This is a genomic window from Roseomonas sp. 18066 (assembly GCF_902706185.1).
Lineage (GTDB): Bacteria > Pseudomonadota > Alphaproteobacteria > Acetobacterales > Acetobacteraceae > Pseudoroseomonas.
In genome coordinates this window covers 1-22,844 of the sequence record NZ_CACSJM010000107.1, presented here as the reverse complement: position 1 = coordinate 22,844, position 22,844 = coordinate 1, and the positions used below count along the sequence as shown (strand labels likewise).

General features: G+C 72.7%; 23 protein-coding genes. 7 read left to right on the top strand and 16 right to left on the bottom strand.

The genetic code is table 11. The annotated features are described in order from the left end of the window. Both GVN67_RS19995 and GVN67_RS19990 read right to left on the bottom strand, forming a co-directional pair. Window positions 1-349: lysozyme inhibitor LprI family protein (locus GVN67_RS19995; protein ID WP_159999096.1), on the bottom strand; the 349-nt coding region annotated here is incomplete at its 3' end. A 96-nt stretch (window positions 350-445) separates the two neighbouring features. After that, on the bottom strand, window positions 446-1,039 hold the full coding sequence (locus GVN67_RS19990; protein WP_159999095.1) for an ABATE domain-containing protein: 594 nt from the start codon (window positions 1,037-1,039) through the stop codon (window positions 446-448). Window positions 1,040-1,129: 90 nt separating this feature from the next. On the opposite strand from GVN67_RS19990, the gene GVN67_RS19985 reads away from it, so the two are divergent. Beyond that, window positions 1,130-2,044 (top strand): DMT family transporter, encoded by a 915-nt coding sequence (locus GVN67_RS19985; protein WP_159999094.1) that lies wholly within the window; start codon window positions 1,130-1,132, stop codon window positions 2,042-2,044. A 4-nt stretch (window positions 2,045-2,048) separates the two neighbouring features. Here GVN67_RS19985 and GVN67_RS19980 read toward each other — a convergent pair whose 3' ends face one another. The 11 genes from GVN67_RS19980 to GVN67_RS19930 all read right to left on the bottom strand — a co-directional run bounded on the left by GVN67_RS19980 (window position 2,049) and on the right by GVN67_RS19930 (window position 12,443). After that, window positions 2,049-3,374 carry an LLM class flavin-dependent oxidoreductase gene (locus GVN67_RS19980; RefSeq protein WP_159999093.1) on the bottom strand — a complete coding sequence of 442 codons (1,326 nt, stop codon included), beginning with the start codon at window positions 3,372-3,374 and terminating at the stop codon, window positions 2,049-2,051. Between the two features lie 141 nt (window positions 3,375-3,515). Beyond that, window positions 3,516-5,108 (bottom strand): hypothetical protein, encoded by a 1,593-nt coding sequence (locus GVN67_RS19975; RefSeq protein ID WP_159999092.1) that lies wholly within the window; start codon window positions 5,106-5,108, stop codon window positions 3,516-3,518. An 88-nt stretch (window positions 5,109-5,196) separates the two neighbouring features. Next, the gene (locus GVN67_RS19970) at window positions 5,197-5,763 is read right to left on the bottom strand and encodes a hypothetical protein (protein WP_159999091.1); all 567 of its coding nucleotides are present in this window, start codon (window positions 5,761-5,763) and stop codon (window positions 5,197-5,199) included. Further along, entirely contained in the window at window positions 5,760-6,056 is a 297-nt protein-coding gene (locus GVN67_RS19965) for a hypothetical protein (protein ID WP_159999090.1), read from the bottom strand. The genes GVN67_RS19970 and GVN67_RS19965 overlap by 4 nt, the downstream gene beginning before the upstream one ends. Next, the gene (locus GVN67_RS19960; RefSeq protein ID WP_159999089.1) at window positions 6,053-6,643 is read right to left on the bottom strand and encodes a hypothetical protein; all 591 of its coding nucleotides are present in this window, start codon (window positions 6,641-6,643) and stop codon (window positions 6,053-6,055) included. The genes GVN67_RS19965 and GVN67_RS19960 overlap by 4 nt, the downstream gene beginning before the upstream one ends. 4 nt (window positions 6,644-6,647) lie before the next feature. Next, complete coding sequence (locus GVN67_RS19955) at window positions 6,648-7,658, bottom strand: DUF1190 domain-containing protein (RefSeq protein WP_159999088.1); 1,011 nt, start codon at window positions 7,656-7,658, stop codon at window positions 6,648-6,650. A gap of 4 nt (window positions 7,659-7,662) precedes the next feature. Continuing rightward, the gene (locus GVN67_RS19950) at window positions 7,663-8,088 is read right to left on the bottom strand and encodes a DUF350 domain-containing protein (RefSeq protein WP_159999087.1); all 426 of its coding nucleotides are present in this window, start codon (window positions 8,086-8,088) and stop codon (window positions 7,663-7,665) included. Between the two features lie 18 nt (window positions 8,089-8,106). Then, entirely contained in the window at window positions 8,107-9,276 is a 1,170-nt protein-coding gene (locus GVN67_RS19945; RefSeq protein ID WP_159999086.1) for a glutathionylspermidine synthase family protein, read from the bottom strand. An 8-nt stretch (window positions 9,277-9,284) separates the two neighbouring features. After that, a complete protein-coding gene (locus tag GVN67_RS19940) occupies window positions 9,285-10,463 on the bottom strand; it encodes a glutathionylspermidine synthase family protein (RefSeq protein WP_159999085.1) in 1,179 nt (392 codons plus the stop codon). Between the two features lie 97 nt (window positions 10,464-10,560). Then, window positions 10,561-11,466 (bottom strand): lytic transglycosylase domain-containing protein, encoded by a 906-nt coding sequence (locus tag GVN67_RS19935; RefSeq protein ID WP_159999084.1) that lies wholly within the window; start codon window positions 11,464-11,466, stop codon window positions 10,561-10,563. Further along, on the bottom strand, window positions 11,463-12,443 hold the full coding sequence (locus GVN67_RS19930; protein ID WP_159999083.1) for a glutathione S-transferase family protein: 981 nt from the start codon (window positions 12,441-12,443) through the stop codon (window positions 11,463-11,465). The genes GVN67_RS19935 and GVN67_RS19930 overlap by 4 nt, the downstream gene beginning before the upstream one ends. A 143-nt stretch (window positions 12,444-12,586) precedes the next feature. Between GVN67_RS19930 and GVN67_RS19925 the strand changes: the two genes are divergently transcribed. Both GVN67_RS19925 and argC read left to right on the top strand, forming a co-directional pair. After that, window positions 12,587-14,239 (top strand): sensor domain-containing diguanylate cyclase, encoded by a 1,653-nt coding sequence (locus GVN67_RS19925; protein ID WP_159999082.1) that lies wholly within the window; start codon window positions 12,587-12,589, stop codon window positions 14,237-14,239. Between the two features lie 261 nt (window positions 14,240-14,500). Next, window positions 14,501-15,514: an N-acetyl-gamma-glutamyl-phosphate reductase gene (gene argC, locus GVN67_RS19920; protein WP_159999081.1), complete on the top strand. Its 1,014-nt coding sequence runs from the start codon at window positions 14,501-14,503 to the stop codon at window positions 15,512-15,514. Here the strand turns inward: argC and GVN67_RS19915 are convergent. After that, window positions 15,511-16,815: a hypothetical protein gene (locus GVN67_RS19915; protein ID WP_159999080.1), complete on the bottom strand. Its 1,305-nt coding sequence runs from the start codon at window positions 16,813-16,815 to the stop codon at window positions 15,511-15,513. The genes argC and GVN67_RS19915 overlap by 4 nt on opposite strands. A gap of 204 nt (window positions 16,816-17,019) precedes the next feature. On the opposite strand from GVN67_RS19915, the gene GVN67_RS19910 reads away from it, so the two are divergent. The 3 genes from GVN67_RS19910 to GVN67_RS19900 are packed head-to-tail and all read left to right on the top strand — an operon-like array spanning window position 17,020 to window position 20,170. Beyond that, complete coding sequence (locus GVN67_RS19910; protein WP_159999079.1) at window positions 17,020-18,639, top strand: ABC transporter substrate-binding protein; 1,620 nt, start codon at window positions 17,020-17,022, stop codon at window positions 18,637-18,639. After that, window positions 18,639-19,385, top strand: a complete 747-nt coding sequence (locus GVN67_RS19905; RefSeq protein ID WP_159999078.1) for a glycerophosphodiester phosphodiesterase family protein — start codon at window positions 18,639-18,641, stop codon at window positions 19,383-19,385. The genes GVN67_RS19910 and GVN67_RS19905 overlap by 1 nt, the downstream gene beginning before the upstream one ends. After that, a complete protein-coding gene (locus GVN67_RS19900) occupies window positions 19,382-20,170 on the top strand; it encodes an inositol monophosphatase (RefSeq protein WP_159999077.1) in 789 nt (262 codons plus the stop codon). Before GVN67_RS19905 ends, GVN67_RS19900 begins: the two co-directional genes overlap by 4 nt. 21 nt (window positions 20,171-20,191) lie before the next feature. Here GVN67_RS19900 and GVN67_RS19895 read toward each other — a convergent pair whose 3' ends face one another. Together GVN67_RS19895 and GVN67_RS19890 are read right to left on the bottom strand one after the other, a co-directional pair. Then, window positions 20,192-20,737 (bottom strand): NADPH-dependent FMN reductase, encoded by a 546-nt coding sequence (locus GVN67_RS19895; RefSeq protein WP_159999076.1) that lies wholly within the window; start codon window positions 20,735-20,737, stop codon window positions 20,192-20,194. Between the two features lie 64 nt (window positions 20,738-20,801). Then, entirely contained in the window at window positions 20,802-21,983 is a 1,182-nt protein-coding gene (locus tag GVN67_RS19890) for a CaiB/BaiF CoA-transferase family protein (protein ID WP_159999075.1), read from the bottom strand. Between the two features lie 110 nt (window positions 21,984-22,093). Between GVN67_RS19890 and GVN67_RS19885 the strand changes: the two genes are divergently transcribed. Then, window positions 22,094-22,844 (top strand): LysR substrate-binding domain-containing protein (locus GVN67_RS19885; RefSeq protein WP_235035387.1); only part of this gene is annotated, 751 nt, incomplete at its 3' end.

Below are 22,844 nucleotides of genomic sequence, written 5' to 3'. Positions count from 1 at the left end.
GGGTGGGAGTGGGCGTGGCGACCGCGGCAGGGGACAGCTCGGAAATCCGCGCGGCGAAGGCCGATCGCAGGCAGGCTTCCAGCACCGCGCCGCGCCGGCTGCCGCAATCGCGCGAGCGGCCGGCCAGCCAGGCGCGCTGCTCCTGCCGCAGGATCGTCGGGTCACCGCGGGCGCTCGCGGCGCGGAAGGCCTCGACCAGGGCGCGGTCCAGATCCAGCAGGTCGGGCGTGGCGCAGATGGTCTGGTCGATCGGCGTGGTGGCGCGCGCGCAGGCGATCTGCGCCCGGGCCGGGCCATTCGCCGCCAGCGCCAGCAGCAGCGCTGCCCCGCCCATCAAGCTGTTCCGCATGGCTGCCGCTGTCCTTCCCGTCGCGGCTTCGTCTGTCCCTCCTATTTGCGGGGGGCGCAATCGGCCCAGGCCAGGCTCCGCGGGATGTGAGCGAAATCAGCCGCCCGAATGGCGGGCGCGATGGCGGCGGACGCGGTCCAGCACACCGCAATCGGCCTCGGCGCACCAGCGGCGCTGGCCGCCGCGGCTGGTGTCGAGGAACAGCCAGCCGCAATGATGGCCCGGGCATTCGCGCACCCGCGGCAGGCGGGGATCGACCAGCAGCTCGGCGGTCATCAGCGCCAGGCGATGGACCAGCGCCATCGGCGCGGGGTCGGCGGGCCAGCGCCATTCGTAGCCGGCGGCGGTGCGGCGCAGGCGGCGCTGGGCCTGCGCGGCCAGGCTTTCGACCAGGGCCAGGTCGTCGGCGGCCGGCTCGTCGTCGCGGCCGAGGGCGGAGAAAATCCGGAACAGCGCCTCGCGCAGGCCGCGGGCGGCAAGCAGGGCGGCCCCGGCGGCGGCGGGGTCGTCCGCGAAGCCCTGCGCCAGCGCCTCGGAGGAAGCGCCGGCGCGGGCGGCCCAGGCCAGCAGGTCGGCCGGCGCCCGCAGCACATCCTCCTCCTCGCCGCCGCGGCGGGCGGCGACGGTGTTGGCCAGGTCCAGCACCGGGTGGCCGCCGCGCAAGGGCAGGCTGGCGATGGTCCGGTTCATGCGGCGCGTCCTTTCCGGCAAAAGGGGTGACGGCGGGAACCGTAACGGGTATCTTCGGTTTTGTACGTTACAAAATGCAAGGCGCCCGCCATGTCCGCCACCACCTGCCAGACGCCCGAGGCCGCCCCGGCCCGGCTCGACCTGCTGCTGTTTCTGGTGATGAGCCTGGTCTGGGGCAGCACCTGGATCGCCGCCAAGGCCGGCATCAGCGCCATGCCGCCGGTCTTCTTCGCCGCCTGCCGCTACGTCCTGGTGGGCGGGGTGCTGCTGGCGCTGGTCCCGGGCGTCGGGCGGCTGCTGGCCGGGCCCGGATCGGCGCGGCTGTGGCTGACCGGGACGCTGGTCAACACGGGGACCTATGCGACGCTGCTCTGGGGCATGCAGCATGTGGCCTCGGGCGTCGCCGGGCTGGTCAACCTGCCGATGGTGGCGATCGGCCTCTATGCGCTGGAGCTCGCCCGCGGCGAGGCGCGGCTGACCTGGCGGCATCCGGCGGCGCTGCTGCTGGGGCTGGCCGGCCTGGCCGTGCTGTTCCGCCATGACACGGCGATCGCCGGGGGGGGCATGGAGATGCTGGGGATCCTCGCCATCCTGGCCGGCACCTTCAGCTATTGCCTGGGCTCGGTGCTGTCGCGGCCGATGCTGCAGCGGGGGGTGACGCCGTTCCAGCTGACCGGGGCGCAGGCGGTGGTGGGCGCGCTCGGGCTCGGCGCCATCTCGGCCCTGGCCGAGCCGGTGGGCTGGCAGCATTTCGCCACCCTGGCGCAGCCGCTGCCGCTGGCCAGCCTGCTGTTCATGGTGATCTTCGGCACCTTCACCGCCTACACCATCTATCTGCGGCTGCTGCGCAACTGGGGGGCGTCGAAGGCCGGGCTCTACGCCTTCGTCTCGCCGGTGGTGGCGCTGCTGCTGGGGCGGCTCGCCTATGACGAGCCGCTGGGCTTCGACCAGGCCGCCGCGGCCCTGCTGCTGCTGGGCGCGGCGGTGATCGCGGTGCGGAAGTAAGCGTTCAGGCGAAGAAGCGGTTGGGCGGCCGCTTCAGGCCCAGATGGTCGCGCAGCGTGGTGCCCTCGTAGCGCGCGCGGAAGATGCCGCGGCGCTGCAGCTCCGGCACCACCTTGTCCACGAAATCGTCCAGCCCCTCGGGCAGGTGCGAGAACATGATGTTGAAGCCGTCGCTGCCGCCTTCCTCCAGCCATTGCTGCATCTGGTCGGCGATCATCGCCGGCGTCCCCACCAGCGCCAGCCCGCCATAGCCGCCCAGGCGCTGCGCCAGCTGGCGCACCGTCAGCCCCTCCCGCGCGGCCAGCGCGATGACCCGCTCGCGGCTGCTCTGGCTGGCATTGGTCGGCGGCGTCTCCGGCAGCGGCCCGTCGGGGTCGAAGCCGCTGGCATCATGGCCGAGCGCGATGGAGAGCGAGGCCAGCCCGCTCTGGTAATGCACCAGGCTGTCGAGCGTGCGGCGCTTCTCCTGCGCCTGCTCCAGGCTGTCGCCGACGACGACGAAGGCGCCGGGCAGGATCTTCAGGGAATCGGCCTCGCGCCCGGCCTTGGCCAGCCGCGCCTGCATGTCGGCGCGGAAGCGCTGGCCATCGGCGAGGGTCGGGGTGGCGGCGAAGATGACCTCCGCCGTCTCGGCGGCGAGCTGGCGGCCGGCCTCCGAGGCGCCGGCCTGCACGATCACCGGCCAGCCCTGCACCGGCCGCGCGATGTTCAGCGGGCCGCGCACCGAGAATTCCGGCCCCTTGTGGTTCAGCACATGCAGCTTCGCCGTGTCGAAGAACTGCCCGGTCTCGACATTGCGCAGAAAGGCGTCGTCGGCCCAGGAATCCCAGAGGCCGGTGACAACCTCGTAGAATTCCCGGCCGCGCTTGTAGCGCTCGCCATGCTCGACATGCGCCTCGAGCCCGAAGTTGAGCGCGGCGTCGGGGTTGGAGGTGGTGACGATGTTCCACCCCGCCCGGCCCTCGGAAATATGGTCCAGCGAGGCGAACTTCCGGGCGACATGATAGGGGTCGTTGAAGGTGGTGGACGCCGTCGCGATCAGCCCGATCCGCTCGGTCACCGCCGCCAGCGCCGGCAGCAGGGTCAGCGGGTCGAAGGAGGTGACGGTGTGGCTGCGCTGCAGCGCCTCGACCGGCATGTTCAGCACGGCCAGGTGGTCGGCCATGAAGAAGGCGTCGAAGCAGCCGCGTTCCAGCGTCTGGGTCAGCCGCTTCAGGTGGGAAAAGTTGAAATTGGCGTCGGGCCAGGCGCCGGGATAGCGCCAGGCGCCGGTGTGGATGGTGGTCGGGCGCATGAAGGCGCCCAGATGCATCTGTCGCGATGGGGACATCGGGGGAGCTTCTCCGGGGGAGGCTGGCGCCGGGGGCGGCGCGTCACCCCGAAGCTTGGCCTGGCTTTTCGCCGCCGCAAGGCTTTTCGGCGGATTTGGTCGGCCCATGCTGCGCAGGAGGCTCCGCGCAGCCGGAACCACCTACCGCATCGGCGGCACCGGAAAAAAACCTTCGCGCACCAGGCACCAGCGGCGGGCGCCGGGATCGGGGCCGCAGCCTTCCCAGAAACCGGCGCGGCAGGACCGGTTGGCCGGGCTCATCCAGCGTGGCGCCGCCTGGCATTGCCGCCAGTGTTCGGGGCTGGCGGCGACGCCGTCGAAATACAGCGTCTCCAGCCAGAGATAGCCGAGCTCTTCCAACGGGGGCGCCAGCGCGCCGACCCACTCCCATTTCGCCGGCACCGCCGGCCGGGCGAGCGCGATGGCGCCGCGCGCGACCGCCCGGCGATAGCCCTGCAGGAAGTGGGATTCCAGCCGGACCCCGAAGGCGCCGGGCTGCAGCCCGATGACCGCCTCGGCGACGGTGGTGTCGCAGGCCTCGGGCAGGATCAGCGCGGTGGGGAAGGCCAGCGTCACGCCGGGAAAGGTGCCGGCGCGGGCGAAAAGGTCGATGTCGAAGAAATAGCCCAGCACCCGGGCGCCCGCCATCCGCGCCCGGATCCACTTTCTTTCAGTTCCCGCCGGGATGCTGCGCCAGGCTTCGGCGATCACCGACCAGAAGGCCGCGGCCTCGGCATAGCCGGGCTCGGTCGCGGCCCAATGGGTCTCCAGGCTGGTGGAGAAGCCGCGGCCCTCGCCGGCGCGCAGCCCCTCGATGGAGCGCAGAAAGACCTCCTCGGCGCCGACGGCGCCCCAGGAGACGACATGCACCAGGGCATGCGGCGCGGCCCGCGCATCGAGATAGCTCTGCAGCAGAAAGCCGAGGCCCTGGGCGGTGAGGCCGCCCTGGCTCTGGCCGGTGAAGACCACCTCGCCACCGGCCGGGTCGGCCGCGTAGTTCGCCGCATCCGCCAGCATGCGCAGCGCCGCATTGGAAGAAAACTGCGCCCGGCCGAAGGTCAGGCCCGAGGCCCAGCTGCGGAAGTCGCGATGCTGGAAGACATGGGTGCCGGCCACCGCGTAGATCCGGTGCGGCGCACGGCCCTGGTTCTGCGAGCCGGGACGCGGCAGGGCCTCCAGCACCAGGGCGGCGAAGCCGGTATAGGTGTCGGTGTAGATCGCGACCTGGCGGTAGTCGGGCAGGGCATCGGCGACCTCGGACTCCTCCAGCACGGGGGGCGTGCCGGCGGCGGCCTGCCCGGCATCCTGGCGGATGTCATAGGCGCGGTCGGCGGCCTTCACCGTCGCCTCGTCCAGCTGCCACAGCGCGGTCAGGCGCGAGCGCGGGTCCTGCATCACCCGCGCTGCCGTCTCCGGCGGCAGCCAGGTGGTGGCGGCGGGGCCCGAGGGGGTGGCGAGCGCGCGCAGATTGTCCAGGTGCAGCTCGATCCGCAGCTCGCCGCGGGCGGCATCCAGCCGCGGGCGGATGGCGTGGCGCGCCAGCACCTCGGCGGCGAAGGGCGGCAGGCCGGAAAAGGCCAGCGACAGGCTTTGGCCCTCGCCGGCGGCGGCGCAGCGGTCGAGCTGCGCCTGGCCCTCGGCCGCGCGCGGATCGGCGGGCTGCGCCAGCGCCGGCAGCGGCGTCAGGAAGGCCAGGACCAGCAGGCGGCCCAGAATCGACAGAAGGCCGCGCACAGAGACTCCCGGGGGGCTGGGGCGATCTATCCGGGGTTTTTCGCTGGCGAGGAAGGCGGGATTTTGGCACGGAATGCAACGCGCCGTCTCAGCGCTGCTGCATTCCGCCCCAGCCATGCCGGCGGATGCGCCGCCGCTCGATCCGCACCTGCAGCCCGCGGGCATCGCCGAGCTGCGCCAGCAATTGCCGGAAGGGCTGCGCCTGGATGGCGATGCCGCCCTGGCTGGCGGTGTCGCCGCGCCGCGCGGCATGCAGCAGCAGCGGCCGGCCATCCGCCTCGGGCGCCAGGATCAGCGCCGCCTCGCCGAAGGCCGCGCGGATCACCGGCAGCGCATCCGACAGGTCGGCCGCCCCCAGCACGCGGTAGTCGCCGGCCGGCGCGTCGCCGCCCGCGCGGTCGGCCAGGCGCTCGGGGTTGCCCAGCGCCACGGCGGTCGCCGGGTCGGCCTGCCACAGCGCGGCGACCGGGCCGAAGACCACGGCGTCGCCGCGCTCCAGCCGCAGCTGCGGGCGGTCGCTGCGCGGCGCGGTGGTGATGACCAGCCGGGTCGCGGCCTGGCGCACCCAGTCGCCGCGCGCCACACCCCGGGCGCGGTGCCAGCCCAGCGCCAGCAGCAGCAGCGCCAGCAGCGCGAAGAAGGCCGTGGTGGTCATGGCGCCCCCGACTTGCGGCGGCCCTGGGCCTCGTCGCGCAATTGCTCGATGCGGGCGCGGGTTTCCATCGCCGCCTCCACCGCCGGGTTCAGCCGGGCGCCGGCGGCCGGCATCCAGACCCAGGTGCCGCGCTCGGCCGGCGGCGCCTGCAGCGCGCGGCGGCCGGCGGCGACATAGGCGCGGTCATCGGCCGCGGCGTCCCAGCGGTCGATGGCATGCAGCAGCCCGGCCAGGAAGGCGGCCAGGGCGCCGCAGACCAGGTAGAGCCGGATGCCGCTGAGCTGGTCCTTCATGCCGCCCCCCTGAGCAGCGCCTGCGCCAGCGCCGTGGCCAGGTCGCCGGCGGCGTCGTCATTCGCCTCCAGCGCGGCGACGGTGGCGGGCAGGCGGTCGATCATCAGGGCGATGGCGGCGGGGTCGTCCAGCCGGTCGCGCGCCACCGCCAGCAGCTGGCGGGCGGGGCCGGCCAGCGCGGCGCGCTTGCCATTGGCCACCCGGCTGACGGCGCCGAGCAGGGCGGGCAGCGCCGCCTGCTCCAGCGCGCGGCGGGCCTCGGGCGGCAGGGCGGCAACCGGCTGGGCCTGGGCGCCGGCGCGGCGGCCGCCCAGCAGCAGCCAGGCGTCCAGCCGGCGGCCCAGGCGCTCGCCGCCCAGGAACCAGGCCAGCGGCATCAGCAGGGCGGGGGTGACGCCCAGCGCCAGCCAGTAGAGCGGGCTGGCCGGCGGGACGAGGACCGGCACGAGGCCTAGGCCGATGCCGCCGGCCAGCAGCGCCAGCACCCAGCGGCGCTGGCCGTCGCTGAGCAGCGGCTCGGCCGCGATCGGCGCCGGGGTGTGGCGGCGGGAGCGGCGGGACGCCGCCGGAACCTTGCCTTGGGTCATGGCGTCAGCCCCCCGCCGAGAGCGAGCGGCCGGTCGAGCCGAAGCCGGCCCGCGCCACCGTGCTTCCGCTGCGGCTGCCGGCCGTGGTCTCGGAGGCGGCGACCATGCGCCCTGCCGGGGCCAGGCTGCGGCTGCCGCTGTCCCAGGCCTGGGCGGCGGCGCCCGTCGCGCCAGGGCGGCGATAGACCGCCACCGGCTGGCGGTCGCCGGTCCAGGACCAGCCCTGGTAGCGCGGGGCGTAGCTGCTGGCATAGCGGCGCTCCCAGCCCTGGTTGTAGCTGCTCCACCAGAAATGGCCGCCGCCGCCGCCATAGCCACCACCACCGCCGCCACCACCACCGCCTTGGGCGGTCGGCGTCTCCACGGCGGCCGTCGCCGGCAGGGCGATGCGCACCTCGGTGCATTGCCCCCAGATGGCGCGGCAGCTTTCATCCTCGGCGAAGCGGTTGGGGATGACGGTGACGCCGCCCTCGCAGCGCTGCCATTCGGCGTCGCAGGCCGCGCGATCGGCATAGGTCGGCGCCAGCCGGTCGAAGGCGCGGCGCTGGCGCAGGCTGGGCGCCAGCGGCTCGGCCGGCGTCGCCACCATCGCCGGCGGCAGCGCGCCGCGCAGCGCCCAGGACTGGCCGCGGCGGTCGGTCACCACCGGCCCGGCATCGCCATCCTGCGGATAGCCGGGCGCGCCGCCAGCCAGCACCGGCCGCCACAGCGCGGCGCGCGGCAGGGTGCTGGACTCGCCGTCGCAGGCGCCGGGGCCGAAGCGCATCTCGCAGCGCAGCCGGGTCTCGAAATGCGGCCGGTCGGCTTCCTGCTGCTGCCGGGCCAGCCGCTCCAGCGCCGTGCAGCCGGCCGGGTCGGCGCCCAGGCGCCGGTGGGCGGCGGTGCAGTCGGCCTCGCGCCGGGCAGCGTCCTGCGGCGTGTCGGCGGGCGGCGGCGCCTCGTCGCAGGCGGCGACGCCGAGGCCGAGCCCGACCAGCGCCGCGGCGCGGATGGTCGTCGAGCGGCGGCGCGTCACCGGATCAGCCCGCCATGCAGGCATTGTTCAGGATGCCGGCGCCGATCTGGATGAAGGCGATGAAGACGGCGCCGCCGCCGACCTCGTCGCGGTCGATCTCGTGGCGGAGCCGCCCCTGCAGCAGGATCGACAGCAGCAGATGGACGACGAGCTGCACGGCGACCGCCACCACGCACCAGATCGCCTGGTCCAGCGGCCCGGCCGCTGAGCGGGCGATGGCGGCGATCGGCAGCACCATGCCGACGGCCTTGCCGCCGAAGGCGATGGCGGTGGGCAGGTTGCCCTGGCGCAGCAGCGCCAGCTCCTTCTGCGGCGTCGCCGCCGAGACCAGCATCAGCCCGCCCAGCCAGAAGGCGGCACCCAGCCCGAAGGCGACGGCGAAGTCGAGCAGCGTGGCGGGGAAGAGGATCAGCAGGTCGGCTGCGGACATCTTTTTCTCGGTTCTCGATCAGGCGGGGCGGAGGATATGCGGGACGAAGCGATGGCCGGCATCGGTGACCGGCCCGCTGCTCTCGCGGAAGCCGAGGCCCGAGGCGGTGTCGCCCACCATCCAGACACTGAGCGCCGCATGCGCCTGGCACCCGTCTTCGCCGGGGAAGACCGGCAGCGGGCAATGCTGCTGGAACAACAGCGCGGCGCCATTTTCGTGGGATTGGTTGGGCAGGCTGACGCCCTCGCCATCGCCGCCGCGACAGGGCTTTGCCACGCGGTCGCCCGCGATGTCCGCGGGGTCCAGGCTGGCGGGCAGCAGGAAGGGGCAGTCCGGAAACATCGTCCACAGCACGGCCAAGAAAGCCTTGTCGGCGAGCAGGCGGGTCCAGGCGGCGGGCAGCAGCCGGGTGCGGTTGACGCCCAGCGTCTCGACATTCGGCTCCTGCTCCATCCAGTGCCAGGGATAGAGCTTCAGCAGCGTCGCCAGCGGCTGGTCCTGCGCATCGGTGAAGGCGCGGGCATCGCCGTCCCAGCCCACCGCCTCGATGCTGGCGAGGTCCAGGCTGGCGCCGGCCTCGCGCGCATTCTCGGCCAAGTACTCGGCGGTGAAGCGCTCGGCGGTGTCGGCGGGCAGGCCGTCGGCGGTGGTGGCGCCGCCGCAGGCGATGGCAGCGCGCGGCAGCAGCTTCAGCCGCGGCCATTGCGCCAGCAGGTTCTCGTAGAGCAGGTTTTCCTGCGAGGCGCCCTGGCGCTGCGCGGCCGGCAGCGCCTCGAACCATTCCCATTGCAGGTAGGAGGCCTCGGGGAGCGCCAGCGGTCCGTCGGCCTCGTAGTCGAGAAGCTTCGGCGTGCCGTCTGCCGCGAAGGAAAAATCCATGCGGCCGTAGAGCGACGCGTCGCCGGCTTTCCAGGAGGCGGTGATCGCGTCCTGCATCGCCGCGCTCTCGATGGAAAACGGAGAGAAATCCTGGGTGTCGATGATGGTGGCGACGGCGCGGCGGCACAGCGCCTGCAATGTCTCGGCCGCCTTCAGCAGCCCGGCCGCCGGCTGGGCGCCGATCTGATAGGCGGCGGCGGTTTCCCAATAGGGCAGGCCCTCGTCGCCGGCGACCAGCAGGCCGAGCTGGTCGACCCGTTTGCGGAAGGCAGCGGGGGCGGGCAGGGACAGGCGGGAGAAAGGCGGCATGGCGGCGCTCACAGCACGGTATGCGGCACGAAATGGTCCTCCAGCGTGGTGACCAGGGCGCGGCCCTCGCGGATGCCGAGCCCGGCGGCGCGGCCGCCCACCATCCAGACGCCCATCACCGGATAGCCCGGCCCGTCGGACGTCGGATGCGCCGGCAGCGGCGCCCATTGCTGCCAGATGGTGGGGCTCTCCGGCAGCGCCTCGGGCAGCGGGGTGGAGGCCTCGGCCTCGGGGCCTTCGATGCGCATGCCATGGCCCTCGAGGCCAAGCGCCGGCTTGCCGATCGCCGGGCCCTCGACGGCCGCGCGGTCGAGGGAGGCCGGCAGCAGCAGCGGATGGCCGGGGAAGAGCGACCAGAGCTCCGCCAGCATGGCCTTGTTGGCGGCCAGCATGCGGCGGGCGGGCTCGATGAAGCGGGTGCGGCTGCCGGGCAGCAGGGCGCCACCTTCCTCCGCCTCCATCCAGTCCCAGGGATAGAGCTTGAAGCAGTTCTCGATGGGCGCGCCGGACGGCTCGACCAGCTGGCCTGCGGCGTCGCGGGAGATCTCTTCCATGTCGATGAAGGCGGTCTGCAGCCCGGCGGCCTGGGCGGTGGCCATCAGATAGGCGACCTGGGCGACCTCGTCCTCGCGCGCGGCCTCGGCGGCGAAATGCAGGCGGCCGGACAGGCCCAGCGCCGGCCAGCGCGCCACCAGCGCATCGTCGATGCCGTTCCACTGATCGCTGCCCGGCTTTCTTTCCGATTCCTCGAACCAGGCCAGCTGGACGACGGCGGCTTCCAGCAGGGCGGCGGGGGTTTCCGCGTTGTACTCGTAGAGCTTGATGGTGCCGCGACGGTCCAGGCGGAAATCGAAGCGGCCATAGAGCGTCGGCTCATCGTTCCGATGCGAGCGCTCCACCAGCGCCGCCAGCCGGTCGGAAAAACCGAAGCCGCGATAGTCGCCGCGCCGCACCACGCGGTCGGCGGCCTCGGCGATCATGGCTTCCAGCTCGTCGGCGGCGGCTTCCAGCGCGTCGATGGCCTCGGGCGTCAGCGCGTAGCAGGCGTCGCGCACCCAGTATTCGCGGCCCTCGGGCGTGTGGAAGCCGAAGCCCAGCGCCTCGGCCCGATGCGGGAAGGCGTCGTCGCGCGGCAGGGCCAGGCGCCGGATGGCGGCCGCCTGCTGGCCGGGCCTCACAAGCCCCATGCGACGATTTCGTTGCCGTTTTGCACGAGGCGCAAGGAGCCGGCTGAGGCCCGCCAAGTCAAGCCAGCGGCCGATCACAGCCCTGGCATGGCTGTCGTCAGATGCCGGGCACCGCCAGGCAGGGGCGGCCACGCTGCGCCAGATCCTGGCAGGCGGCCTGGGCGTCGTCGGCGGACAGGCCGATGACCCGGGCGCGGTACAGCCCGCCGGGGCCTGGCGACACCTCGGGGCGGGTGCCGGGCAGCTCGGCGCCGGCGGCCTCGGCGGTCTGCCGGGCGCTGTCGGCATCGGTGAAGGCGCCGAGCTGCAGGCCCCAGTCGCCGCCGGCCGACACCACGCCGCCGCTGGACACCACGCGGCCCGGCGCCAGCCCACCCGGCAGGGCCGGCGCCGCCGCCATCGCCACCGTCGCCGGCCCCAGCCGCGGGGCGATGCGGGCGACATAGTCCTCGGTCTCGTCGGGCAGGATCTTGGCGCCGCTCAAATAGAAAGAAACGCGGTCGGGGCCGGCATTGTAGGCCGCCAGGAACAGCGGCGAGCCAAAGCGGTCATACATCTCGCGCAGATAGGCGGTGCCGGCCAGGATGTTGTCGCGCGGCGCATAGGCATCGGCGCCAAGGCCCAGCCGCGGCCGCAGCAGGTCATAGGTCTGCGGCATCACCTGCATCAGCCCCATCGCCCCGGCGCCGGAGGTGATCAGCGACCCGTCCGCGGCATAGAGCCGGCCGCCGGATTCCTGGCGCATCACCTCGCGGATCCAGTTTTCCGGGAAGGCGAAGCGGGCGGCGGCCTCGCGGATATAGGGGCCCCAGGGGTCGTCGGGCGGGCCGGGGATCGGATAGGCGGCGGCGGCCTGGGCGCGGTATTGCCGCGCCTCGCTGCGATTGGCCGCCAGGTCGTAGCCATAGTCGCCGCTGCCGCCATAGCCGCGCTGCCCGTTCCAGCCGGGCTGCGCGGCGCAGCCGGCGAGCGCCAGCGCCACGCCGAGAAGGGCTGCTTTCATGCGGATAGGAAACCGCGGCTGGGCGGCGCTTCGAAGTCCAGCAGCGGGCCGTCAGGAACAATGCCGGTCGGATTGATGCGGTCGTGGCTCATGTAGTAGTGCCGCTTGATATGGTCGAAATCGGTGGTCTCGCGGATGCCGGGCCATTGGTAGAGCTCGCGCGTGTAGGACCACAGCGCCGGATAGTCGACCAGCCGCCGCAGGTTGCATTTGAAGTGGCCGACATAGACGGCATCGAACCGCAGCAGCGTGGTGAACAGCCGCCAGTCGGCCTCGGTCAGGGTGTCGCCGCAGAGGAAGCGCTGCCGCGACAGCAGGTCCTCCAGCCAGTCCAGGCTGGCGAAAAGCGGGTGCAGCGCTTCCGCATAGGCCTCCTGGCTGGTGGCGAAGCCGGCCTTGTAGACGCCGTTGTTCACCGTGTCGTAGATGCGGGCGTTCAGCGCGTCGATGCGCGGCCGCAGCGCCTCCGGGTAATAGTCGCCGGGCGTCGCGCCGAGGCCGTCGAAGGCGCTGTTGAACATCCGGATGATCTCGGAGCTCTCGTTGCTGACGATGCAGCGCTGCGCCCGGTCCCACAGCACCGGGACGGTCGCCGTGCCCGAATAGCCGGGATCGTCGCGGGTGTAGATCTCGTGCACCGCCCGCGCGCCCTCGGGGTCCGGGATCACCCCGGGGGCGGGCTCGAAGGACCAGCCCTGGTCGGCCATCAGCCAATGGGTGACGGCCAGGCCGACCATGCCCTCCAGCCCTTTCAGGCGGCGGAAGATGACGGTCCGATGCGCCCAGGGACAGGCGCGGGCCACGTACAGGAAGTAGCGCCCGGGCTCGGCCGCGAAGCCGCCACGGCCGGAGGGGCCGGGGCTGCCGTCGGGCGTGATCCAGTTGCGGCGCTGGGCGCTCGCGCGGTCGAAGCGGCCCTGGCGGTCGGCATGCCCCCAGCCGCTGCGCCACTGGCCGTGGTCGAGGTAACCAGCCATGAACCCTCCTGCGGCATGCTCTGCGGCCCCAGGCTTGCCACCGTCGCCGCCGGGGGTCCAGCCCGCCCTTCCGGGCAAGCTTGCGTGAAGACCCGACCGCGACGGGTGAACTTTGCCGCCCGATGCGGCTTAAGACCGACAGGATGCAGGACGCCGCGAGAAACCCCGCCGCCCCGCCCAGCCCGGGCAGCCCGACGCCCCCGGACGATGCCGTGGCGCGCCGGCTGGAGCAGCGCGTCGGCTGGCTGACCGCCATCAGCATGGTGGTGATGGTGGCGATCCTGGCCGGCGGCGCCGCCACCCTGCTGCAGGAACGCCAGGAGGCCTGGCACCGTGCCGAGCGCGAGGCCGGCAACCTGGTGGTCGCGCTGGAACGCGACATCGCCCGCAACTTCCACTATCTCGACCTGTCGCTGCAGGGGGCGGCCGCGGCCATGGTCCAGCCCGGGTTGAACGCCGCGACGCCCGAGGTGCGGCACATGGCGCTGTTCGACCGCGCCGTCACCGCGCAATATCTCGGCTCGATCCTGGTGCTGGACGCCGCCGGGCAGGTGCGCGAATCCTCGGTGCCGCCGCGGCTGCCGGGGCTGGGCTTCGGCGACCGCGACTATTTCGCCGCGCACCGCGCCGAGCCCGACCTCGGCCTCTATGTCAGCCGCCCCTATCGCAGCCGGCTGCGCGGGGGGGATGCCAGCATCGCCCTCAGCCGCCGGCTGGACCGGGCCGATGGCGGCTTCGACGGGGTGGTCATGGGGGCGCTGCGGCTGGCCTATTTCCACGACCTGTTCACCCGGCTCGACCTCGGGCTGAACGGCGCGGTGTCCTTCTTCGGCACCGATGGGCGGCTGATCGTCCGCCACCCCTGGCGCGAGAGCGATTTCGACCGCGACCTGTCGCGCGCGCCGACGGTGCAATACATGGTCTCGCGCCCGGCCGGCAGCTTCGTCGGCACGGCGACGACCGACGGCATCCACCGGCTGTTCTTCTTCCGCCGGGTCGGCGACCTGCCGCTGGTGGTCAGCGTCTCGCTGGCGACCGAGCAGATCTATGCCGCCTGGTGGCGCCGGGCGCTGATCTTCGGGCCGCTGCTGGCGCTGCTCTGCGCGGCGGTGGCCGGCCTCGGCCTGGTGTTCCGCCGCGAGATGCTGCGCCGGCTGGCGGCCGAGCGGGCGCTGGCCGGGCTGGCGCAGCGCCTGTCGACCCTGGCCGCCACCGACGGGCTGACCGGCCTGGCCAACCGACGGCAGTTCGACGAGGCCCTGGCCGAGGCCTGGCGCCGCGCCGGTGCTGGCCCCGAACCTCGCCCCGAGATGGGCCCCCAGGCGGGGCCCCAGGCGGGCCCCCAGGTGGGCGCCAAGGAGGGCCGGGGCCTGGCCCTGCTGCTGGTCGATGTCGATTGCTTCAAGGCCTATAACGACCGCTACGGCCACCAGGAGGGCGACCGCATCCTGCGCGCTATCGCCGCCGCCATCGGCCTGACCGCCAAGCGCCAGGGCGACCTTGCGGCGCGCTATGGCGGCGAGGAATTCGCGGTGCTGCTGCCGGCCGCCGGGCCGGAGATGGCGGCGAGCCTGGCCGAGGCGCTGCGCAGCCGGGTGCATGCGCTGGACCTGCCGCATGCGGATGCGCCGGCGGGGCGGGTGACCATCAGCATCGGCGTCGCCGCGCTGCCGCCGGGGGTGCCGGCGCCGGGCGCCGCGGCCCGGCTGGTCGCGGCGGCCGATGCCGCGCTCTATGCCGCCAAGCGCGACGGGCGCGACCGCGTGGCGCTGGCGGGCGCCCTGCAGGCGGCGTGAGGCGATCCCCGCTTGACGGGGCGCGGCGCCGGCGACAGTCTCGCCGCCGATGCCCAGGACCGCGATCCTTTGTGACCGACGTCGACGCCGTTGCACCCCAGCGGCGGCTCCTGAGGCTGCGCGTCGATCGGCGTCCTTGCGCGTGGTGATGGCCTCTCTGTAGGCCTGCCGCCCGCCGGCATCGCCCGGCCCGCCTTCATGAACCCCCGCAGCCCCCGGCTCCGGGGGTTTTCTTTTGCCCGCATCCCAGAGGACATCCCCATGAGCATCCGCACCGGTATCCGCACGGGCATCCGCACCGGCATCCGTACGGGCATCGTCGGCATCAGCGGCTTCGGCGGCGGCGAGGCCTTGCGCCTGGTCGCCGGCCACCCGGAATTCGAGCTCGCCTATGCCGCCGGCGAGGGCAGCGCCGGCAGCCGCCTGGGCGAGCGCTTCCCCGGCCTGCCGGCCCGGCTGGCGGGGATGGTGATCGAGAAATGGGACCCCGAGGCGCTGCCGCCGCTCGACCTGCTCTTCGCCTCGCTGCCGACCGGCGCCTCGGCCGCGGCGCTGGCCCGCGTGGCCCCGGGCGTGAAGATCGTCGATATCGGCGGCGACCATCGCGACGCGGCCGGCTGGGCCTATGGCCTGGCCGATATCTGGCCCGAGCAGATCCGCGGCCACAGCCGCGTCGCCAATCCCGGCTGCTTCCCGGCGGCGACGCTGACCGCGCTGGCGCCGCTGCTGGCCGCCGGGCTGGTCGAGCCGGGCAATATCATCATCGACGCCAAGACCGGCATTTCCGGCGCCGGCCGCGGCGGCGCCGACAGCCGCTTCGGCTATGCCGAGAGCAACGAGAACCTGGTGCCCTATGGCCTGCTGCAGCATGTCCACATGCCCGAGATGGCGCGCGGCATCGAGCGGCTGGGCGGCGGCAGCGCGGCCGGGCTGGTCTTCACGCCGCATCTGGTGCCGATGACCCGCGGGCTGCTGGCGACCATCTACTGCCGCGGCCGCGCGACCACCGCGCAATGCCTGGAGGCGGCCCGCAGCTTCTATGCCGACCGTGCCTTCGTGCGCGTCACCGACAAGCCGCCGCAGACCAAATGGGCGACCGGCTCGAACCTGGCCTTCGTCAGCTACGCGGCCGATCCGGCGCGCGGCCTGGTGATGGCGCTGGGCGTGGTCGACAATCTCGGCAAGGGCGCCGCCGGCCAGGCGGTGCAGAACGCCAACCTGATCTGCGGCCTGCCGGAGACCGCGGGGCTGGAGGGGGTGGCGATCTGGCCCTAGCGCCGGCGCGAGCTGCGCTGCCCTTCGGCCTCCTGCTTCAGGTAGTTGTTGCCGTTGATCACCAGCAGCCCGTCGGAGCCGCGATCGGCCATGAACAGGCTCATCACCTCGCGTGCGCCGTCATCGCCGGTCAGGGTCAGGCGATAGCCCTCGATCTCGTAGCGGCCGGTGGTGACGGGGCGGTTGCTGCCGGTGGTGACGCCGGTGGTGCCGCCGCCGATGCTGCTGGTCGAGCTCGCGCCGGAAAAGCCGCTGCGGCTGAAGCGGCCATCCGGCGTCAGCTCCAGCAGCCGTTCCGACGAGACGCTGCCGGAACCGAAGGCGCCGGCGCCGACGGAGGCGAAGAAATAGCGCCAGCGGCCGGACAGCCGCGTGTTCGCCGGCAGCGGCGGGATGCGGCGGTAATTCCGGCTGCCGATCTTCAGGTCGTCGCCGTCGCGGGCGAAGTCGTCGCTCTCGCGCGCCAGCACGCCGTAGCGGGGGGAGACCTCCAGCCGCTCGATCCGGCCGCCGGCCAGCCGGTAGAAGCCGCAATCGCCCGGGCTGGCCTGGCAATGCGCGGCGACGGCCATGCCGTCCTTCGGGATTTCCGTCGTGTAGAGGCCGGAGGGATCGAAGACGGTGATATTGTTGTCGGCATAGAAATCGGTGCCGCCGAAGGCGTTGGGCCGGATGCCGGTGTCGAGATAGCTGTAGATGCCGTCGAGCCCGCCGGCGCCGCGCGGCGGGGTCAGGCGGAAGGGCTCGTCGCCGGGCGCCAGCAGCAGGCTGCGGATCATCGCCTCGAAGGCGGCCTCGGCGGCGCGGCGCTCGTCGCGGCTGAGATTGACCATCAGCAGCTGCGAGAAATGGAACCCCGCGGGCGTGCCGATGCCGACGTAATTGCCGCTGAGGCTGACGCTGTCACGGCGGGCGCAGCAGCGCTCCTCGAAGAGGATGGCATGGCCGTTGGTGGTGATGCCCTGGCCCTTGACCATCGCGCGTTCCCGCGTCAGCTCCGGCGTGCCGGCGGCGACGAACTGGGCGAAGGCGGCCTGCAGCGTGGCGCCCTGGGCCGGCTTGGCCACCGAAAGCTGGATCAGCGCCTGGCCGGTGTTGCGGCGGCCGCGGCGGTCGGTGGTGACGAAGCTGCGCTGCAGGATCACCCCGTCGCTGGCATCGCGGCGGCTCCACCCCTCGGCGATCTCGAAGCGCAGCCCGCCGAATTCCTGGGGGTCCGCCGCGGGCGCCGGCGTGGCGGCGCAAAGGCCGAGGACCGCCAGCATCGGCAGGAATTTTCGTGTCGGGATCCGGCGCGGCACCTTAGGCTCCTGTCCTGGGCTTCGGGGCCGCCAGCCTGGGCAGCCGTGGCCGCCCTGGGCAAATCAGCATCGCGCCAGCCGGTCAGGGGCTGCGATCACGCTTGCGCGGGGCTCTGTCACCGATCTGACGCGCAACCGTCACGGCCCTGTCAAAGCCAGCGTCTAAGGCAGCGCGTCCTTCTTTCAGCTGTCGCGGAGGCGCCCATGCCCATCTCCCGTCGTTCCCTGCTGCTGGCGCCCGCTGGCCTGCTGCCGCTGTCGCGCCCTGCGCTGTCGCAGACCGCGTCCGACAGCCGGCCCACCATCACCGTCGCCGTCCAGAAACTGGCCAATTCCAACACGCTGGAGCCGCTGCGCGAGAGCTCCAATGTCGGCACCCGGCTGATGGCCTCCTATGCCGAGACGCTGATGGCGCAGGACTGGCTGGGCGACCTGACCTTGCAGCCGGGCCTGGCCACCGCCTGGCGCCGCATCGACGACCGCGTGCTGGAGGTGACGCTGCGCCCCGGCGTGCGCTTCCATGACGGCCGCGAGATGACCGCTGAGGACGTCGCTTTTTCGTTCGGCGCCGAGCGGATGGGGTCCGGTGTCGCGGCGACGGGGGGCAATCTCTTCGGCAGCGTCCCCGGCCGCATCGCCGGCAAGGCGCCGCCGCCGGAGACCGCCGCCATCGCGCGCCGTTCCTTCCCCGGCCTGGTCGCGGTGGAAATCCGCGATGCGCAGACGGTGCGTCTGGTGCATGACCGGCCGACCCCGGCGATCGAGGGGCGCTTCGCCCAGCTCGCCGCCATGATCGTCAGCCGGAGCGCCTTCGAGGCGGCGCCGACCTGGCTCGACTGGGCCCGCAAGCCAGTCGGCACCGGCCCCTATGCCATCGCCGAGTTCCGCCCCGACCAGCTGCTGCGGCTGGTCTCGCACGACGCCTATTGGGGCGGCCGGCCGCCCTTGAAAGAAATCCGCTTCGTCGAGGTGCCGGAGGTTTCTTCGCGGCTGAACATGCTGGCCTCCGGCGAGGCCGATTTCGCCTGCGACGTGCCGCCCGACCTGATCGAGGAGGTGGAGCGCCGCCCGCGCCAGCATGTCGTCGGCGGGCTGATCATGAATATGCGGCTGTCGGTCTTCGACAAGACCAATCCGACGCTGGCCGATGCGCGCGTCCGTCGCGCCCTGACCCACAGCATCGACCGCCAGAGCATCGTCGACGCGCTCTGGGGTGGCCGCACCAGCATCCCGCGTGGCGAGCAGTTCGAGTTCTATGGCGAGATGTTCCAGTCCGACTGGAACGTCCCCGCCTTCAACCCGGACGAGGCCAGGCGGCTTTTGAAAGAAAGCGGCTACAAGGGCGATCCGATCCCCTATCGCCTGCTGAACAACTACTATACCGGCCAGGTCACCACGGCGCAGATCCTGGTCGAGGGCTGGCGCGCCGTCGGGCTGAACGTGCAGATCGAGACGCGCGAGAATTTTTCTCAAGTTCTGTCGAAGGAAGGTGCGCGCGGCATCTGGGACTGGTCGAACAGCGCGGCCTTCAACGACCCCACCGCCTCCATGCCGCGCGCGCATGGGCCGGAGGGGCAGCAATGGCAGGTCGGCGCCTGGCGCAACGAGGAGTTCGGCAAGCTCTGCGCGGTGCTGGACGGCTCGGTCGACCCGGCCGAGCGCCGCCGCGCCTTCCGCCGCATGCTGGAGATCGCCGAGCGCGAGGACCCCGCCTATAGCGTGCTGCACCAGACGGTGAACTTCACCGCCAAGCGCCGCGACCTGCCCTGGAAGCCCGGCCAGTCCTTCGGCATGGACTTCCGCGCCAGCAACTGGAAAGCCTGATGACCACGCAGATCGCCGCCCATCGGGGCGGGGCCATTCTTTGGATCGAGAATTCGCGCGACGCCTTCCGCCGGGCTGCGGCCCTGGCCGTGGAGCAGATCGAGTTCGACGTGCATCTTTCGGCCGACGACGTCGTGATGGTGCTGCATGACGCGACGCTGGAGCGCACGACGGAGGGGCAGGGGCCGCTGCGCGCGCAGACCGCCGCCGCGCTGACGACGACCCGGCTGAAGGGGACGGATGGCGAGACCATCCCGACATTGGAAGAAGTCCTGGACCTCTTCGCGGCCACGAAGCTGATCCCGCGCATCGAGCTGAAGCGCGACGCCGAGGGCTGCGCCTATCCCGGGCTGCTGCCGCGCGTCGTCGCGGCGCTGCAGGCGCGCGGGCTGACGGACCGGACGGTCATCACCTCCTTCGACCTGGCCCAGGCGGCGGCCGCCGCCCCGCTTTTCATCCGGCCGTCGATCTGGCTGGTGTCGCTGTCGTGCTGGAAGGATCTCGGCGTCGCCGGGGTCGCGGGCGCCGCGCGCAATGCCGGCATCACCGCGGTCGGGCTGCACCAGAGCGTCTGCGATGCCGACAGCCTGGAAGCGCTGCGCTGCGAGAATCTCGGCGTCGGCGCCTGGGCGGTGAACGGGCCGGCCACCATCCGCCGCATCCTGGCGCTTGGCGTCGATGTCTTCACCACCGATGATCCGGTGACCGCCCTCGAGGCGCGCCGCGCGCTGCAGGAAACCGCATGACCGACCTCGCCGACCGTCTGACCGTCGCTGGCCGCCTGGCGCAGGAGGCCGCCGCGATGGCGCTGCGCCTGCGCCCGCAGGTCGGCGACGCCGTGCTGAAATCCGAGGGTCTCGGCCAGGACTGGCTGACCGAGGCCGATGGCGCTGTCGAGCGTTTCCTCTCCGACGAGCTGGCCAAGGCCTTCCCGGAAGACGGTTTCCAGGGCGAGGAAGCCGGGCTGCACCGGGAAGGAAAACTGCGCTGGGTGGTCGATCCGATCGACGGCACCTCGAACTTCGCCCATGGCGGGCAGCGCTGGTGCGTCTCGATCGGGCTGGTGGGCCAGGGCGAGGCGCTGCTCGGCGCCATCTGCGCGCCGCAGCTGAACCAGCTGTTCCTGGCCCAGAAAGGCCTGGGCGCCACGCTGAACGGCGCGCCGATCCGCGTGGCGGGCACGACGCGGCTGGACCGCGCCATGGTCGAATGCGGCTGGTCGCCGCGGCTGCCGGATGCGGATTACCAGGCTTTGGTGCAGCGCGTGATGGGGCAGGGGGCGATGCTGCGCGCCGGCGGGTCCGGCACGCTGGGCCTGGCCGATGTCGCGGCCGGCACCCAGGACGCCTATGTCGAGCTGCACATCAACCTGTGGGACGTCGCCGCCGCCCTGGTCGTGCTGGCCGAGGCCGGGGCCCGGGTGAACCCCTTCATCGCGCAAGGCGATGCCGCCGGCGGCGCGCCGATCCTGGCGGCGACGCCGGCCTTGGCTGACCAGCTGTCGGCCCTGTCGGGGATCAGCCTGATCTGACTGACAGAAAGACGCGGCGGCTCAGCGCAGCCGCCGCGCCAGCTCGACCAGCTTCTCCAGATGGGCGGCCAGGAATTTCTGGGTCGCCTCGTCGGTCAGCCGGCCCTCGGTGTCGAATTTCTGGGCGGCATGGCCGACCATCACCTCGGCGCCCGGCACGACATAGGCGCCCATCGCCGTCAGCACATGCTTCAGCTGGTAATGCGCGACGCCGGTGCCCAGCGCCCCGGGGCTGACGCCGACCACGGCCACCGCCTTGCCGCCCAGCGGCGGCGCCGGCGGGCGCGAGACCCAGTCCAGCGCGTTCTTCAGCACGCCGGAGAAGGAGCGGTTGTATTCCGGGGTGGCGATCAGCACGGCGTCGGCGCCGGCCACCGCCCGCCGCAGCGCCTCGACCGGCGCCGGGTAGCCCTGCTGCCGCAGGTCGTCATCGTAGAGCGGAATATCGCCCAGCCCGTGCAGCGCCAGGCTGGCCCCGGCCGGCAGCAGGCCGCTGGCCGCGCGCAGCAGCGCGGTGTTGGTCGATTGCCGGCGCAGGCTGCCGGAAAGCGCCAGGATCGTCGTCATCGCCGTGTCTCCCTTCGGGATGTCGGCGCCGACTATCGACCCGGCCGTGCCCGGGGGGCAAGCCTCAGCCGGGCCGTGCGGTGGCAGCCGTGATCTCGGCCTCGGACAATCCGGCCTCGCGCAGCACCTCCGCCGTGTGCTCGCCGAGGCGCGGCGCCAGGCGCGAGGGCTCGGGCTGGCTGGCGCTCCAGCGGCTGGCGACCTTCATGCCGCGTACCTTGCCCTCGGCGGCGTGGTCGGCCTCGGTGAAGAAGCCGACGGCGGCCAGATGCGGGTCCTCGACCAGGCTGTCCAGCGTGTGCAGCGGGGTGTGCGGAATGCCGGCGCGGTCCAGCAGCGCTTCCCATTCGGCGGTCGGGCGGGTGACCAGGATTTCTCCCAATTCGGCGCAGATGGCGTCGGTGTGGCGAATGCGGCTGGCATGGCTGGCGAAGCGCGGATCGGCCGCGAGATCGGGCCGGTCGATGGCGGCGAAAAAGCTGCGCCAATGCTTGTCGTTGTAGATCAGCACGCAGAGATGCCCGTCGGCGGTGGCATAGGGACGGCGGTTCGGCGTCAGCAGCCGCGCATAGCCGCCCTGGTCGAGGGCCGGGCGATGCGTCATCCCCCCCAGGTGGTCGCCGAGCACGAAGCTGGCCATGGTCTCGAACATCGGGATCTCGATGGCCTGGCCTTCGCCGGTGCGGGCCCGGTGCTGCAACGCGCCCAGTACGGCGATGGCGGCATGCAGGCCCACGATCCGGTCGGCGATATTGACCGGCACGTAGCGCGGTGTGCCGTCGCCGCTGTCCGCCATCAGCGAGGGGATGCCGGCAATGCCCTGCATCAGGTCGTCATAGGCCGGCCGCGCCGCATAGGGCCCGTCCTGGCCGAAGCCGAAGGCGCCGGCATGGATGATCGCCGGATTGACCGCGGCCAGCGCCGCATGGTCCAGCCCGAGCCGCGCCATGGCCTGGGGCCGCAGGTTGTGGATCAGCACGTCGGCCGTCTCGGCCAGCTTCAGCAGGGCGGCGCGCCCCTCGGGCCGCTTCAGGTCGAGCACGATGCTGCGCTTGCTGCGGTTGGCATGGAGAAAAATCCCGCCCATCTCGCCGCTGCGGCTGGGGCCGACCTGGCGCAGGATATCGCCCTCGGGGCTTTCCACCTTGATCACGTCGGCGCCCATGTCGCCGAGGATCGAGGTGGCATAGGGCCCCATCACCACCGTGGTCAGGTCCAGGATCCGGATCCCCTGCAGCGGTCCCATCTTTTTGTCCGTTCTGGCTGGCGTTGCGCCGCCAGATTGCGGCGCCCGACGTCATTGGTCCAATATGCCGCCGGCGCATTCGCCATAAGCCGGAGTTATCGGACGAAAAGATGCCGGGGGGACGCCGACCGACCCGGGCGCGGCTGGAGCTGCGCCATCTCCGCTATTTCCTGGCCGTGGCCGAGGAGCTCAATTACGGCCGCGCCGCCGAGCGGCTGAAGATCGCCCAGCCCGGGCTGAGCCAGCAGATCCGCGCGCTGGAGGAGATCGTCGGCGCCACGCTGTTCGACCGTTCCCGCCGCGCCGTGCAGCTGACGCTGGCCGGCGAGCTGCTGCTGGGCGAAGCCAGGAAGACCCTGGCCCAGGCCGAGGCGGCGCTGACCGCGGCCCGCCGCGCCGGGCGGGGGGAGGTCGGGCGCATCGCCATCGGCTACACGGCCTCGGCCGCCTATACCGGGGTGCTGACCGCGCTGGTCGGCAGCTTCCGCGCGGCGCATCCGGAGGTCGAGCTGCAGATCACCGAGATGGAGATGCAGCGTCAGCTGGACGCCATCGCCGAGGACCGGCTGGACATCGGCTTCATCCGGCCGCCGGTGGCCTTGCCGCTGGGCGTCGCCAGCCTGCCGCTGCTGCAGGAGCCGGTGCTGCTGGCCCTGCCCGAGCGCCATCCGCTGGCCGCCGGCGACGCCCCCGTCGCGCTGGCGGCGCTGGCGGGCGAAAGCTTCATCACCCCCCGGCACGGCCCCTCGGTCAGCTTCCACCACCACCTGCTGGAGGCTGCGCGTGCCGCCGGCTTCCCGCCGCGCATGGGGCCGCAGGGGCGGGATTTCGTGACCATCGTCAGCATGGTGGCGGTGGGGC

What these genes read in the sequence shown, in the direction of transcription:
- GVN67_RS19990 (WP_159999095.1), bottom strand. Translation starts at nt 1,039, where the DNA reads ATGAACCGGACCATCGCCAGCCTGCCCTTGCGCGGCGGCCACCCGGTG.
- GVN67_RS19985 (WP_159999094.1), top strand. Translation starts at nt 1,130, where the DNA reads ATGTCCGCCACCACCTGCCAGACGCCCGAGGCCGCCCCGGCCCGGCTC.
- GVN67_RS19980 (WP_159999093.1), bottom strand. Translation starts at nt 3,374, where the DNA reads ATGTCCCCATCGCGACAGATGCATCTGGGCGCCTTCATGCGCCCGACC.
- GVN67_RS19970 (WP_159999091.1), bottom strand. Translation starts at nt 5,763, where the DNA reads ATGACCACCACGGCCTTCTTCGCGCTGCTGGCGCTGCTGCTGCTGGCG.
- GVN67_RS19965 (WP_159999090.1), bottom strand. Translation starts at nt 6,056, where the DNA reads ATGAAGGACCAGCTCAGCGGCATCCGGCTCTACCTGGTCTGCGGCGCC.
- GVN67_RS19960 (WP_159999089.1), bottom strand. Translation starts at nt 6,643, where the DNA reads ATGACCCAAGGCAAGGTTCCGGCGGCGTCCCGCCGCTCCCGCCGCCAC.
- GVN67_RS19950 (WP_159999087.1), bottom strand. Translation starts at nt 8,088, where the DNA reads ATGTCCGCAGCCGACCTGCTGATCCTCTTCCCCGCCACGCTGCTCGAC.
- GVN67_RS19945 (WP_159999086.1), bottom strand. Translation starts at nt 9,276, where the DNA reads ATGCCGCCTTTCTCCCGCCTGTCCCTGCCCGCCCCCGCTGCCTTCCGC.
- GVN67_RS19940 (WP_159999085.1), bottom strand. Translation starts at nt 10,463, where the DNA reads ATGGGGCTTGTGAGGCCCGGCCAGCAGGCGGCCGCCATCCGGCGCCTG.
- GVN67_RS19935 (WP_159999084.1), bottom strand. Translation starts at nt 11,466, where the DNA reads ATGAAAGCAGCCCTTCTCGGCGTGGCGCTGGCGCTCGCCGGCTGCGCC.
- GVN67_RS19930 (WP_159999083.1), bottom strand. Translation starts at nt 12,443, where the DNA reads ATGGCTGGTTACCTCGACCACGGCCAGTGGCGCAGCGGCTGGGGGCAT.
- GVN67_RS19925 (WP_159999082.1), top strand. Translation starts at nt 12,587, where the DNA reads ATGCAGGACGCCGCGAGAAACCCCGCCGCCCCGCCCAGCCCGGGCAGC.
- argC (WP_159999081.1), top strand. Translation starts at nt 14,501, where the DNA reads ATGAGCATCCGCACCGGTATCCGCACGGGCATCCGCACCGGCATCCGT.
- GVN67_RS19910 (WP_159999079.1), top strand. Translation starts at nt 17,020, where the DNA reads ATGCCCATCTCCCGTCGTTCCCTGCTGCTGGCGCCCGCTGGCCTGCTG.
- GVN67_RS19905 (WP_159999078.1), top strand. Translation starts at nt 18,639, where the DNA reads ATGACCACGCAGATCGCCGCCCATCGGGGCGGGGCCATTCTTTGGATC.
- GVN67_RS19900 (WP_159999077.1), top strand. Translation starts at nt 19,382, where the DNA reads ATGACCGACCTCGCCGACCGTCTGACCGTCGCTGGCCGCCTGGCGCAG.
- GVN67_RS19895 (WP_159999076.1), bottom strand. Translation starts at nt 20,737, where the DNA reads ATGACGACGATCCTGGCGCTTTCCGGCAGCCTGCGCCGGCAATCGACC.
- GVN67_RS19890 (WP_159999075.1), bottom strand. Translation starts at nt 21,983, where the DNA reads ATGGGACCGCTGCAGGGGATCCGGATCCTGGACCTGACCACGGTGGTG.